At 32.5% G+C, this 13,401-nt stretch carries 12 protein-coding genes and 1 pseudogene; 4 read left to right on the forward strand and 9 right to left on the reverse strand.

Annotated elements, in window-relative coordinates:
* Positions 1-119 precede the first annotated feature (119 nt).
* A complete protein-coding gene (locus C9914_RS05995) occupies positions 120-1,271 on the reverse strand; it encodes an FtsW/RodA/SpoVE family cell cycle protein (RefSeq protein ID WP_106764097.1) in 1,152 nt (383 codons plus the stop codon).
* 356 nt (positions 1,272-1,627) lie between these two features.
* Here C9914_RS05995 and pfkA point away from each other — a divergent pair, with 356 nt between their 5' ends.
* The gene (gene pfkA, locus C9914_RS06000; protein WP_181013439.1) at positions 1,628-2,593 is read left to right on the forward strand and encodes a 6-phosphofructokinase; all 966 of its coding nucleotides are present in this window, start codon (positions 1,628-1,630) and stop codon (positions 2,591-2,593) included.
* Between the two features lie 102 nt (positions 2,594-2,695).
* Here pfkA and C9914_RS06005 read toward each other — a convergent pair whose 3' ends face one another.
* The 4 genes from C9914_RS06005 to C9914_RS06020 all read right to left on the reverse strand — a co-directional run bounded on the left by C9914_RS06005 (position 2,696) and on the right by C9914_RS06020 (position 7,052).
* Positions 2,696-4,408: an Ig-like domain-containing protein gene (locus tag C9914_RS06005; RefSeq protein ID WP_106764099.1), complete on the reverse strand. Its 1,713-nt coding sequence runs from the start codon at positions 4,406-4,408 to the stop codon at positions 2,696-2,698.
* A gap of 222 nt (positions 4,409-4,630) precedes the next feature.
* The gene (locus tag C9914_RS06010; protein WP_106764101.1) at positions 4,631-5,503 is read right to left on the reverse strand and encodes a DNA/RNA non-specific endonuclease; all 873 of its coding nucleotides are present in this window, start codon (positions 5,501-5,503) and stop codon (positions 4,631-4,633) included.
* Positions 5,500-5,904, reverse strand: coding sequence for a hypothetical protein (locus tag C9914_RS06015; RefSeq protein ID WP_022265126.1), 405 nt, complete (start codon positions 5,902-5,904; stop codon positions 5,500-5,502). The genes C9914_RS06010 and C9914_RS06015 overlap by 4 nt, the downstream gene beginning before the upstream one ends.
* 353 nt (positions 5,905-6,257) lie before the next feature.
* Complete coding sequence (locus C9914_RS06020) at positions 6,258-7,052, reverse strand: starch-binding protein (RefSeq protein WP_106764103.1); 795 nt, start codon at positions 7,050-7,052, stop codon at positions 6,258-6,260.
* Positions 7,053-7,420: 368 nt separating this feature from the next.
* On the opposite strand from C9914_RS06020, the gene C9914_RS06025 reads away from it, so the two are divergent.
* Complete coding sequence (locus tag C9914_RS06025) at positions 7,421-8,200, forward strand: GDSL-type esterase/lipase family protein (protein ID WP_106764104.1); 780 nt, start codon at positions 7,421-7,423, stop codon at positions 8,198-8,200.
* 71 nt (positions 8,201-8,271) lie between these two features.
* Here the strand turns inward: C9914_RS06025 and trxA are convergent, their stop codons facing one another.
* Together trxA and C9914_RS12015 are read right to left on the reverse strand one after the other, a co-directional pair.
* Entirely contained in the window at positions 8,272-8,595 is a 324-nt protein-coding gene (gene trxA / locus C9914_RS06030) for a thioredoxin (RefSeq protein ID WP_106764106.1), read from the reverse strand.
* A 40-nt stretch (positions 8,596-8,635) separates the two neighbouring features.
* A complete protein-coding gene (locus tag C9914_RS12015) occupies positions 8,636-9,631 on the reverse strand; it encodes a peptidylprolyl isomerase (protein WP_181013440.1) in 996 nt (331 codons plus the stop codon).
* A gap of 216 nt (positions 9,632-9,847) precedes the next feature.
* On the opposite strand from C9914_RS12015, the gene C9914_RS06040 reads away from it, so the two are divergent.
* Both C9914_RS06040 and C9914_RS12020 read left to right on the forward strand, forming a co-directional pair.
* Positions 9,848-10,768 carry a S1 RNA-binding domain-containing protein gene (locus tag C9914_RS06040; RefSeq protein WP_106764315.1) on the forward strand — a complete coding sequence of 307 codons (921 nt, stop codon included), beginning with the start codon at positions 9,848-9,850 and terminating at the stop codon, positions 10,766-10,768.
* A gap of 446 nt (positions 10,769-11,214) precedes the next feature.
* Positions 11,215-11,358, forward strand: a pseudogene (locus C9914_RS12020) (hypothetical protein); the annotation flags it as partial.
* Between the two features lie 71 nt (positions 11,359-11,429).
* On the opposite strand, the gene C9914_RS06050 reads toward C9914_RS12020, so the two are convergent.
* Both C9914_RS06050 and C9914_RS06055 read right to left on the reverse strand, forming a co-directional pair.
* Positions 11,430-12,131: an ABC transporter ATP-binding protein gene (locus C9914_RS06050; protein ID WP_106764109.1), complete on the reverse strand. Its 702-nt coding sequence runs from the start codon at positions 12,129-12,131 to the stop codon at positions 11,430-11,432.
* Positions 12,132-12,152: 21 nt separating this feature from the next.
* Positions 12,153-13,400: a hypothetical protein gene (locus C9914_RS06055; protein ID WP_106764110.1), complete on the reverse strand. Its 1,248-nt coding sequence runs from the start codon at positions 13,398-13,400 to the stop codon at positions 12,153-12,155.
* Position 13,401 lies beyond the last annotated feature (1 nt).

Genomic DNA, 13,401 nt, shown 5'->3' on the forward strand with positions numbered 1-13,401 from the left:
TTTGTGCTGTCCGCACAAATTGGTTCACTTCAAATTCACCATAGGAGGTTTGTTTTTTCTATTGTCCATTTTTTATAGACTTGTTCAAAATGAGCTGTACCTGTTTTACTATTTAAGTATTAAACTTGGTTTCTATGAAGTTTGCTCAACGAATGACTATTTTCTCGGTGCATATATACACTTTGTACAAGTCCCACTCCAAAGTATAGGCACATAACAGATGTTCCTCCAGAACTAAAGAAAGGAAGTGTTATTCCAACAACTGGAAAAATTCCAAGAACCATTCCTATATTTATAACGGTTTGAGTAGCAATAATTGAGAAGAAACCGTAACAAATCATTTTGCCAAATGTATCATCAGCAAGATGTGCATCTCTCATAGTTTTTATAACAATAAAAAGTAGTATCAGCAAAAGAATTGTACAGCCAATGAATCCAAACTCTTCACCAGCAACAGTGAAGATAAAATCATTCTCCTGATATGGAACAATATCTTTTGCAACTCTCGGACCATTCATATATCCTTCGCCAAAAAGACCACCTGATGCAATAGAAACCTTGCCTTGATATTGTTGCCAACCATAAGTTGTTAAGCTATTATCATCAAGGTTAAATAGCACTAACAATCTGTTTCGTTGGTCATCATTCATAATCTTAGTATAAAATAAAGGAGCGGATACGCATATTACTAATAAAAATGATATAAAATATCTAAGCTGAACACCTGCTGCAAAGGTCATTATCAAAAACATAAAACCAAATACAAGTGCGGTTCCATCATCACCTTGCATATGAATGAGTAAAATAGGTATTGCTGCATGAAGTACAAGTGTCATGACACCGAAAAAGCTTCTTAGCTTATCATATTTAACTAAAACCGAAATATGTTTAGCGAATGTTATAATAAAGCATATTTTAGTTAGTTCGGACGGTTGAAATGTTATACTTCCAATTTTAATCCAACCCACATCATCAGTTCCTGCAATCTGTATACCAATAAAAAATACAAGTATTGTCAGTGAAAGTGCCACACCCGCAAAAATCCACCATACCTTACCATAGAATCTATAATCTATACAAGATATGAACACAGCAACGATATATCCTATTCCAACGGCTATAATCTGAGTTTTAAGAAAGTTAGTACCACCACTTCTTTGCTGACTATAAATTAAAAGAAAGCCGTATATAGATGCACTCATTGTTAAAATCCAAAACCATTTATCTGTTTTTTTTATATAATTCCAGATAGAATCAAAAATTCTTTTCATACAAACCCCTTTCTATATTTTAGTTGGTATTTTCATAAATAAATTAAAGACTACAATTTAATTTATTATAGGTAATACCTATTCTTTATAAACAATATTATATAACGAGTTTTCTCCTTATGCAAGGGGAAAGCTGTAAATGAATATTTGTATGAAATTGTCTAAAAATATCTTCAATTTTCAAAAATCCAATAAATATCATAATTTCAAAGCAATTATAAATATATTCAGAAGTATATAAAATTAAATTTGTCTGTTTTTTTTGTAAATTTATTGATTATGTACTTGATTATTTACATCAAGGTGTATTATAATATGAGTAGGTAATTTTTTATCTGAAATTGGAGGTTTTGATAATGGCAAAGACCATTGCAGTATTGACAAGTGGCGGCGATGCTCCGGGCATGAATGCAGCCGTAAGAGCGGTTGCAAGAGCTGCTTTAAGTAAGGGTATTAAAGTTTATGGTGTTCGTAGAGGCTATAATGGCCTTCTTAACGGCGATGTATTTGAAATGAATCTTAGAAGTGTTTCCGATATTTTAAGCAAGGGTGGTACTGTTCTTTATACAGCAAGAAGTCCAGAGTTTAATACTAAGGAAGGCGTAAAAAAGGCTGCTGATAACTGCAGAAAACTTGGCATTGATGGTGTTGTTGTTATTGGTGGTGACGGTTCATTCAGAGGTGCAAGAGACCTTACAGGCGAAGGTATTCCATGTATAGGTGTTCCTGGTACTATTGATAACGATATTTCTAGTAGTGATTATACAATCGGTTTCGATACAGCTATGAATACAGCTATGGAAATGATTGATAAAATTCGTGATACTGCACAATCTCATGACAGATGTAGTGTTGTTGAGGTTATGGGCAGAAGATGTGGAGATATTGCTCTTGAGGTTGGTATTGCTATCGGTGCAAGTGCTATCCTTGTTCCTGAAGTTCCTTATGACCTTAAGAAAGATGTTATTGATGTTCTTCTCAAGAATCGTGAAACAGGCAAAAAGCATTTCATCATCGTTGTAGCTGAGGGTATTGGCGGTATTGATGGTATCGTTAAGGAAATCGAAGCTCAGACAGGAATTGAAACAAGAGGAACTGTTCTTGGTCATGTTCAGCGTGGTGGCTCTCCAACTCTCAGAGATAGAGTTGTTGCAAGCCGTATGGGTTATAGAGCTGTTGAACTTCTTGAAGAAGGTCAAAGCAATAGAGTTGTTGTAATGAAGGATAATCACATTGTTGATTATGATATTTCAGAGGCTCTTGCAATGAAGAAGCAGTTCAATATAAAGCTCTTCAATATTGCTCACGAAATCAGCATCTAATTTTTAAAATACTGAATACATAAAAATACATAAATGGCATAGATTTTAAAATCTATGCCATTTATGTTTGCCTAAATATTTGTTTAAAAATGCGAACTATGTTTACTCTATTTCTGAATCAATATCATCAACTACATTTACATGGCAAGTAATCTTAACTCCGTTATAAGCCTCAGCTGTGATTTTAGCTTTGCCCTTTTTCATAGCGGTTACTAAGCCACCGTATTTTGCAACATTTGCTGTGTCTGAATTATTTGAAGAATAATATACATGATATGCAGCGGTTCCATTTGGTACTGAACTATCAAGGTCAAACTTTTCTCCTATATTTAATTCAAGTTCTGTATTATTAAGTGAAAGTTTTTTAGGCTCTTTCTTAACAGTGACAGTACATTGAGCCTTTACGCCATTATAGGCTATAACTGTAATATTAGCTACACCCTCTTTTTTAGCTGTAACTAAGCCTCCAGCCGAAACAACACTTACTAAGTTACTATTATTTGAAGTGTATTTTATGCTGTGTGCAGCTGTTCCGCTTGGCAAATAGCTATCAAGGTCATAGGTTTCCCCTACTCCTAAAGTGATTTTAGTTTTGTTAAGGCTTATAGTCTTTGGAGCTTTTTTAACTGTAACTGTACAATTTACCTTTTTGCCATTATAAGTTGTAGCTGTAATCGTTGCTGTACCTTCTTTTTTAGCTGTAACTAAGCCTCCTGCTGAAACAACACTTGCAGTAGAACTATTATCTGAGCTATATTTAACACTAAACGATGCTGTATTCTTTGGTAAACTGCTATCTAAATCGTAAGTTTCACCAATTCCTAAAGTAAGATTTGTTTTATTTAATGATATAGAATTCGGAGCATTTTTTACAGTAACCATACAATTTGCTTTTGAGCCATTCAAGCCTTTTGCTACTACCATAGCTGTACCTGTATTCTTAGCTGTAATCTTTCCATTGCTAACTGTAAGAATATTTGTATTGCTTGATGACCAAGTTGCATTACCATTTGCTTTAATTGTATAAGACTCGCCTTTTCCAAGAGTAAGACTTGATTTATTAAGCTTAACATTATTATATAAGTTTGGTGCAACTATAAGCTTTACACTCTGTCCAGCATAGAGATAAAGACTATCTATTGCTTGAATACAAGGGCCTTCATCGCCACCACAGTGTGTTATAAAATGTTTTCCATTATAATAGCCAGCATAAACTGCAACATGTGCATAACGATAACTACTACTTTTGAAAATAACAACTGAACCTATCGGAATATCAGAAGATGTTTTCAAAGAACCGTTACTATTCTGTGTAAATCCTATGTTTTTGCCAGTACCATTATCAATCCACTTTCTTATAGCTGTTTCCCAGCTTTCTACACTACACTTGCTATAAGGCTGTGCAAGATTTGATGTACTTATTTTTGCTACATTAGGAAGATAGTTATAATAAACATAACTAACATATGAACCACAACATAAACCATAATTTTCAAAATGTCTTATATTAGGTTTACCTGAGTTTGTCGTTTCAAGGCCACTTGCTATAGCACTAAGACTATATGGAATGTTACTTGTAACACTATTTGGTGTTCCACTTGAACCATAGTTTCTATAAATTGTTCCATTAGAAATTTGCCTTTGAACATCATAGCCTGTATATTCAAGTGCATTAAGAAATACATTATTTAACATATTACTTGGTACATTATTTGCAGCAGAAACATATGGTGGGGCTATTATTGAAATAATTAAAATAGAAAAAGCAATTACAATTGCTAAAATTCTTTTTCGTGATAATTGGATAAACGACATAAGTAATTAACCTCCAAAATCGCTTTTGTTGTTTGAAATCAATTCAGAATATTTAACTTATGTTACGATTATATCCTATTTGTAACAAATTTGCAACCTTTTGAAATATTTTTTAACAATTTCGTTATTTATATCACAAAAGTAATATACTTTTTAAGCTTTTATTGGCAATTATATACAATAAAACTCCCAGATTCGTAATCTGAGAGTTAATTTTTTATATTAAGGGTTACATTTTTTACAAGGTTCATAACCTTTAGAGATTAAATCATTTCTATTTCCGCTATACTCTTCCCTATTCTTATCTGGAAGATTTTTTGCAGACGAACAGCTTTTTAAATGAAATTTTTTAGTATTTGTATTCAATATGTAAGTTGTAGTATCTGATTCAGATATAGATTTTTCATTTCCTACTTCCCAGCTTTCACCTGTTTTATAATCTATTACAATGTCAGGCTGAACATTATAGCAATAAACATTGAAGCTTATTCCATCGCCATTATCTTCAACAGATTTAGCCTCCATTTGTACACCAGACACAAGAAGGTTATCTCTCTCAAATATCGGAGTTACTCTATAAAGTACATGATTATCAGTTTCTTTTACATAGTCAGCTACCATATTTTCAAACGGTAACATTCCCTCTACATTTAAATATCTTGTTCCAGTAATAAGATTTTTAATATTTGCATTTTCACCAGTAAGCTGATAACCAATTAAATGGCAACGATTATATAAATATTTGCCATCAATGCAATCATATTTAACAGTATGCCAACCGGACGGCTTAACTGAACCTATCGTCCCTCTTTTTTCTGCCGGCATAATATCTTTACCAACACAAGCATATGCAACAGAGCATCTTCCTAGATTGTCAAGCTCACTGTATTTCTCAAAAGATTTTGTTGTCATCTCAGAGTCTTTAAACGATGGAATATTATTATCTATCTTTATGTAAGCGGAATTGCTATATTCTGGTATATCAGAAACCGAAATAGATTTTGAAGAAACCACACTTTCATCTTTAAAAGAGCAGGCACTTACACTAAAACAGAATATTACTAACAAAGCTAACGAAATAAATCTTTTTCTCATTTTACATAAACCTCTCTTGTAATTTTATCATGTGAATTTCCCACAAATTCAAATCTACCTATTAAATTCCAGTCTTGAATAGTAATTTCCAGTTTCAAATCACTTGGATATATTCTATTCCATTTATATACTATGATTTTTTCTATTTTCTCAGAAAAATCTTTTAAATTATTATTCTCAACAAAGCAATAATCTTCTTCAGCTGCATTGTTTAAGAAATTATCATCAATAATCAATTTAGATTCTAAGCCCTGAAAAAGGCTTTCAGAATACGAGCTGATAAAAAGTTTCTTTCCGTCTACAAGCTTTAAAATATCTTGAATAACAAATTTATCTTTACTCTGCCTGCGATTATTAAACATCATTCCTTTTTTATCATCTAAGCATAAAATTACTATCATATTTTACCCCTTAATTTTATTATCTAATAAAACATATTACAAAAAATTTAATAACATTTCAAGAATAGGTAGCAAAAAATTCAGAATTTTTTAATAAGTAAATAGAATGTTAATGAATAAATATACTAAAAATAATATAATTAAACAAATGTAAATTATATCATAAACAAATCAAGTTTAATGGAAGATATGAAGATAATATAAGATACACAAAGAAACAAACAAGATGTAATGAATCTTACTTCTTATATCCGAATATATCAATTTTTATAACAACTATTGTGTTAAATGTAAAAACAAAACTAACTCCGCTTGAAAAACGAAGTCAGCATTATGTGTGTTTTTATTCAATTTTACTTATTAGCTTTCTCATTTGCATAAGTTTCAAAATCGCTTACTGTGAAAGTATTCTTTTCACTAAGACTATATCCATTGTCGCTCATATAAGGGAACTGCTTTGACAACTTAGCACCTTTGTTAAGCTGTGATGTTGAGAAGACGAGAAATGTATTCTTATCAGCAAATGAACTTGAAATAGCGTAAGAATATGTGCCATCTCCATTAGCTGTCATAATTTCACCTGGCCAGTTTGCATTCTTAAACATATCATCTGTATAAACATATACATATATATCTGACCAATCATCTGGCTTTTCAGCTGTAATAACCACTTCTGAAGCAACAGGTTCTGCCATACTTTCTTCAGGATTTTCTTCTGAAACCTCTGTTGAATTCTCTGTTGAATTCTCTGATGTTGATTCTTGGGAACTTTCAGTTGTTGGAACAATAGCTGAATCTGAAGATTCAGGAACCTGATTTGAAGATTCGACATTACTTGCATTAATAGAATCTGCAACTGTTGGAGTTACAGACGATGAACCGCCAGCACTAATAATAAGATATGCTATAACACCTATAACAAGAACTGCTGTAATAACACCCACAGCCAATGAAACCTTAGGATTCTCTTTCTTTTTTCCTTCATTAAGAATAGCATTAGCTACATGTTGCTGGTTAACCTGAGTTAGCTTTTCGCCAGAATTTCCACCACGAGAATTAGGTAAAGGAAGAGCTGAACCACAACCAGGGCAGAAATTAAGACTTGCATCCACTCGGGCTTTACACTTAGGGCATACTATTTGTTGCATTATGAACACTCCTTATTAATTAAAGCAAAAAAATATTAACGAAACTTTTGCTTTTTTGTCGTTGATAACATTATAATATTTTATTTAGTCTAAGTCAAGAAATTTATTGCCATTTTATAGAATAAAAGCACAATATGCAGTATAAATTTCATATTAAAAAGAGCCGTTACTTGTACATTTTTATCTTTTTCAAAATAGCTTATTGTATAAATGCTGAATGATTTATTACTTTAGAATTTTTTATTAAGCAATATTAAATATTAAATATTAAATTTTTACACAACTATTATTATCTCTTTATCTGTTGATTTATCATGAAAGTAGGTGTATAATTTCTTAAGAGAATTTAAATAAAGGTGTGTATATTAATGAAGAAATCATTTGCAGTAGTTTTTGCAATATCTATATTACTTTCATTTGTTGCTTGCGGAAAGGAAAATACTGAAACAAGTAGTAAAATCCAATCCAAAACTGAATCTAAAATAAGTTCTAATGCTGAACCTAATCTAGAATCCAAAGCTGAATCTAAAAATGATAAACTTTCTGCGGATAGTGTAAGTAACAAAACTAAAATTCCAGAAACAAATATAACTTTTGATAGTAATTATGCTTTTTTAGGTAATTCTCTTTTTGGAGATTTAGATGAATATGAACTGGTAGATAATGCTGATGTTTATTCATATATCGGAATGAATGTTGCAACTGTTTTCGACCAAAAGCTTGATAAACACAAAAAGCCTATGCTTGATGAAATGTTATCCAAAGACTATAAAACAATTTTTATAATGTTTGGTATGAATGAAGTTGGTTGGTCATATCCCGATATTTTTACAGATGATTATGCCGAGCTCGTTGATGAAATACACTCAAAATTACCTGATGCAAAAATATACTTATTATCTATTACTCCAATAACTCAAAGTCTTGAAGCTAAAGGTGAAGACGGTATGAATAGTGAAGCTATTGCAAAATTCAATAAGCTTATACAAAAGGTTGCAAAAGAACATAATGCAAGCTATCTTAATGTTAATAGCTATCTCAAGAATGAATATGGTTTTCTTGATGAAAACGATTCTCCTGATGGTTGTCATCTTCAGCCAAATGCTTATTTAAGAATGGTTAATGCTATAAAATATTTAATATTATAAATCTTTATACAATTCAAGTAAAAATACGCCATAACTCTTCTATTTGAGTTATAGCGTATTTTATTATGAAATTATTGCATATCCTCAAGAATTGCAGTGTAATGTTCCTTTGGCATATAGCCTATTTCCCTTGTATATTCAGAGCCATCTTTAAAGAATATAACTGTTGGTATACTTGATATTCCAAACTTATATGCAAGCTCTCTGCCGTCACCATCAACATCTATCTTTACAACAGTAACCTTGCCATCATATTCGTCTGCGATTTCTTCGATAATCGGTGCAAGCATTCTGCAAGGACCACAACGGTCTGCATAAAAATCTGCCATTAGAATTTCGTCACTGTTAAGCAATCTTTCAAATTCTGTTACAACTGGGTGAAGTACATTACTCATAATTTTAAAATCCTCCTTATGAGATTTATTTTATATCAAATCAGTCCTTATATTCCTCAATAGTGATTGATTTAATTATTACATCTTTCTTTGGCTTATCGCTGTCGTCAACATCTACTGATGCAATCTTATCAACAATATCCATTCCCTCATACACTTGTCCGAAAACGGTGTGTCCTCTATCAAGATTATTGAAAGCACCATCAAGATTGATGTTTCCACCGTTATCGTCATAGAGTTTCTTTATAGCATCTGTAACCTTTGTCATATCGGTTATATTTCCGTAGGTTGAAGCAAGTGCTGTACGATAGCTTGTAAGAATATCATCTTCACTACCTGATGTTGTTTCAAGATAACTCTTTTTATAGTTTTCCCATTGACTTGACACAACAGATTTATATTGTTCAAAATTGCTTGAGAGGCTATCCCAATCGAATTTTGTGGAATTGTCTTTCTGATTGATGAAGAATTGGCTCCCGTTAGTATCAGGACCAGAATTAGCCATAGAGAGAGAACCACGAATGTTAAAGAGCTTATTTGAGAATTCGTCCTCAAAACTCTTTCCGTATATACTTTCTCCGCCTGTACCGTTACCAAGAGGGTCTCCGCCCTGAATCATAAAGTCCTTGATAACTCTATGGAAGGTAAGTCCATTATAATAGCCATCTTTTGCGTGAGTTACGAAGTTCTCAACAGCCTTAGGTGCTGCCTCTGGAAAGAATCTTATCTTAATTGTACCCTCAGAGGTCTCCATAATAGCTACAGTATCACCTACCTTTGGTTTTTCAAGCTGATAACCGACTTCGTGTTCCTTATCATCATAAACAGTTGGTTCAACAAATACTTTATTGATAATAGCTGATGAATCTGTTGAGCTTGTAGAACTTGTTGTTTCTTTGCTTGATTCTGTTGTTGAGCTTGAAGCTGAAGAAGTGCTTTCAGTCTTTGAAGTAGAACCGTTGCTTGAACAGCCTGTTGCAACGGCTGCGGCAATCATAGCAAGAGCTATTATAGTTTTTATCCTTTTATTTTTCATAATTAGTTCCTTTCTGAATTATGGCATTACCATAGTAATATTTTTACAATTTCCTTGATATATATTCTATCTCAACTCGCTGAATAAAGCAAGTATAAAATAATTTGTTGATGTTTTAGTGGAATATATAACAATATGTACTCATATAATGTGAGGAAAGCAGTAAGCGGAAAGCAAATTTTTAATATAATCCGCACGAAAGGAATGAAGCCTAAAATGATAGAATATTATCCCGAAGGCAAGCTTATGAGCAAGCCCGAAAACAAATTTCAGATAAGTTCTCTGCAAGGTCTTATGGACGCACAGCAAGAAGGTACTATGCTTGAGGCAAGAGCCATTGTTTGCGATTCTTCGCATAATCTTATAGTCGAGCTTGGCTCAATAAGAGGAATTATCCCTCGTGAGGAGGGAGCTATAGGAATAAAAGAAGGCACTGTAAGGGATATTGCGATTATTTCACGAGTAAATAAGCCTGTGTGCTTTATTGTTGAGGACTTTATGAAAGGTTCTGACGGCAATCTTATTCCGATACTTTCAAGACGAGCCGCACAAGAACGCTGTATGCAGAATTATATTAACAAACTTATTCCTGGTGATATTATTAACGCAAAAATTACACATCTTGATTCATTTGGAGCATTTGCGGACATCGGCTGTGGAATAGTATCGCTCTTGCCTATTGATTCTATTTCTGTTTCGAGAATAGACCACCCAAAAGAGCGGTTCTCTGTTGGAATGGATATTCGAACTATAATCAAGAATAAGGATAACGGCAGAATAACTCTTAGCCACAAGGAACTTTTGGGTACTTGGGAGGAAAATGCAGAGCAATTCTCTATAGGTGAAACTGTTGCGGGAGTAATTCGCTCTGTTGAGGATTACGGAGCATTTGTAGAGCTTGCACCGAATCTTGCTGGGCTTGCCGAAACTCATGCAAATATTGAAGTAGGACAACAAGCGAGTGTTTACATAAAAAATATTATACCCTCACGAATGAAAATTAAGCTTATAATAATAGACGCCTTTATGAGTGACAGAATACCTACACTACCAGAATATTTTTATCAAGGTACACACATAGACCGTTTTCAATATTCCCCAGAATCTTCTCTAAAAGTCATAGAAACTATTTTTTAATAATAATTTATAACTAGTAATTTTGCACACGCAGTTTCAAGAATGGACTGCGTGTGTTTTTTCATAATCAGAGGTTATACTTTACCGAAATACTACAATTCTCACATAACACTTTTATAAGAGAAGTTTATTGACACAGTCGAAAAGATTTCCAATGAACTACCAATTAACTAAATTTCCTAAGATAACTAAAAGCTTGCAGTTTCCAAAGGCAGAGTTTTTGGTCGCTCTCCGCAGAAAGCGAAACACCTTTGGACAAAACCTAACATTCATTTATACTCAAATATGCGAGCCTTGTTCGCCCCGCTTTTTTACTAATGTTGCTAACAAGAGAATTTTAATGGGCTGTGAAAAAACAGCCTTGCAAAAACAAGAAGGCACATAACCGTTATCACTTTCGGTTATGTGCCTTTTGTGGTGTAATAAGTTTGTGAAGAACACTACAAGCTGAGGCTACCTTCGGTGTAATGAAATACGACCGTTGGTACAAAAAGTTAGTGCGAAGAGGTCAAATTAAAGTTGAGTTGGAGATTTATTTGGTTTCAATCGCCTTACTTTTTGCAAAAATTGAAAGGAGCTGCGAAGAATGAAGTCTTAAACTTCATTTCTTCACAGCTCCTAATATCAAAAAGGGTTATATGTATTTTAAAACAGTAATAATTTATTCTTCCTTTATATAGTTAGAATCTTTTTTGCTATCATAGATAATCTTTCCATCATTTATGATTATTTTTCTATCACAGCAATCAGCAATTTCATCATCGTGAGTAACGATAATTACAGCTATGCCTTTTTTATTTAAATCTCTGAAAAGTTTCATAACTTCTTTTGAGGTTTTGGAATCCAATGCACCTGTTGGTTCATCTGCAAAAATTACAGATGGATTATTAACTATTGCTCTTGCTATTGCTACTCTCTGTCGCTGACCGCCAGAAAGCTGATTTGCTTTTTTATCAAATTGCTTATCTATTCCAACCGCCTCAAGTGCCTTATGAGCCATTTCTTTCATTTGGCGGTTTGGAGTGTGGTTAAAATAGAGCGGAAGCATAACATTAAATCCGACTTTTTTATGGTTTATCAGAGAAAAATCTTGAAGCACAAAACCAATCTTTTCATTTCTGAGCTTGGCAGTTTTGCGGTCATTTAAAGAAAAAACATCTATACCATTAAGATAATATTTTCCGTCATCTGCATTATCAAGACAACCAAGTATATGTAGCAGAGTAGATTTACCTGCACCAGATGTTCCTTGTATAGCGACAAACTCGCCGTCCTCTATCTCAAGATTAGCCTTATCAAGAGCAACGAAGGTTTCTTTGCCAAGTTTATACTTTTTGGTAAGATTCTCAGTTTTTATAAGCATATCATTATATCCTTTCATTTGTTATGATTCATACTTTCTGTATATTTCTATTGGAGAATTCTTTCTGAAAACCATGATAGAAATAATTACAGATACTGCCGAAACTGCCAAAGCATAAAGCAAAGTAAACAGTACGGTCTGACCGTCATATATTAAGCCATCGGACATATTGATAATTCCGTTGCTTGTCAAGAAATCATAGTTCACTATAAATAGGATATTCAATAAACCACCCAGCAAGCCCATCAAACCAATAGCACAAGAAATTATAAAATAGCTTTTTCTTCTGTTACAACCACAGAGATAGTATATGGAATGTTCTCTTATCTTCTTGTTTACAAAAAGAATTGATATACTTATAAGTGCAACAGTCGTAATCGACAGCATAAATAAAGGAGCAGGTAATCTTCTTTTAAATGTAAGTGATACGATCTCATCAGTGTTTTTTATAATATCATCATAATGAGTAACACGAAATTGATTTGTAAAATAGCCCAAATACTCTCTTCTTTCAGAGTCAGAAGAATTAGATTTATAGGAAGCAATAAAGTTTTCGGCAGTTAACGGGCAATTATTCACACTTTTAAATACTTTTGTCAAACGACTCGACTCCACAAAAATTAAACCATTTTCTAATTTTTGATACAAATCATATGTATTTATATCTGTTCCACTTGTATTAAACGAGGGTACAGTATATGGTTCAGCAAGTTTACCAGCCACTTTTATTTTAATTTTTTTTGTACTTGAATCAAAATAATTTGGCAACTCAATTTCTGCAATATCACCAATATTTAGATAATCAAAGTAAATTCCTGATACAATAACATTAAAATAATCACTACTTTGCTCTTGCATATTATTCCAACTGCCATTTTTAAGATTAAATTGATATTTTTCAATCATATCTGTTGTGTAAATATAACTTTTTATTCTTACTCCATTAAAATCAGAATTGAAATATTTAACTTTAGTAAACGGAACATATGCTTTATATTTTCTTGCATTATTTTCGACGTTATTTATATAATCTCCCCATGGATCCATGGAACTTGAATTAACCATTTCTGCAGTAACTAAATTAGGCATACAGTAAAAGCTGTCTGTCGTTTCGGTGGTTTTGAATATATCTTCTGTGTATACAATATATCTATACATTCCAAAAGAATTATTAGCTATAAATAATACAAAAATATATATTATAGATATTATTATTGCAGTAATTTTATTGTTTGTAAAAAATTCAAAAATTAATTTTAATGTTTTCATT

Origin of the sequence: Pseudoruminococcus massiliensis (assembly GCF_900291955.1) — a bacterium.
In the GTDB taxonomy this organism is placed as follows: Bacteria; Bacillota; Clostridia; order Oscillospirales; family Acutalibacteraceae; genus Pseudoruminococcus; species Pseudoruminococcus massiliensis.

Coding starts and splice junctions, on each gene's coding strand:
- C9914_RS05995 (WP_106764097.1), bottom strand. CDS start 1,271: ATGAAAAGAATTTTTGATTCTATCTGGAATTATATAAAAAAAACAGAT.
- pfkA (WP_181013439.1), top strand. CDS start 1,628: ATGGCAAAGACCATTGCAGTATTGACAAGTGGCGGCGATGCTCCGGGC.
- C9914_RS06005 (WP_106764099.1), bottom strand. CDS start 4,408: ATGTCGTTTATCCAATTATCACGAAAAAGAATTTTAGCAATTGTAATT.
- C9914_RS06010 (WP_106764101.1), bottom strand. CDS start 5,503: ATGAGAAAAAGATTTATTTCGTTAGCTTTGTTAGTAATATTCTGTTTT.
- C9914_RS06015 (WP_022265126.1), bottom strand. CDS start 5,904: ATGATAGTAATTTTATGCTTAGATGATAAAAAAGGAATGATGTTTAAT.
- C9914_RS06020 (WP_106764103.1), bottom strand. CDS start 7,052: ATGCAACAAATAGTATGCCCTAAGTGTAAAGCCCGAGTGGATGCAAGT.
- C9914_RS06025 (WP_106764104.1), top strand. CDS start 7,421: ATGAAGAAATCATTTGCAGTAGTTTTTGCAATATCTATATTACTTTCA.
- trxA (WP_106764106.1), bottom strand. CDS start 8,595: ATGAGTAATGTACTTCACCCAGTTGTAACAGAATTTGAAAGATTGCTT.
- C9914_RS12015 (WP_181013440.1), bottom strand. CDS start 9,631: ATGAAAAATAAAAGGATAAAAACTATAATAGCTCTTGCTATGATTGCC.
- C9914_RS06040 (WP_106764315.1), top strand. CDS start 9,848: ATGATAGAATATTATCCCGAAGGCAAGCTTATGAGCAAGCCCGAAAAC.
- C9914_RS06050 (WP_106764109.1), bottom strand. CDS start 12,131: ATGCTTATAAAAACTGAGAATCTTACCAAAAAGTATAAACTTGGCAAA.
- C9914_RS06055 (WP_106764110.1), bottom strand. CDS start 13,400: ATGAAAACATTAAAATTAATTTTTGAATTTTTTACAAACAATAAAATT.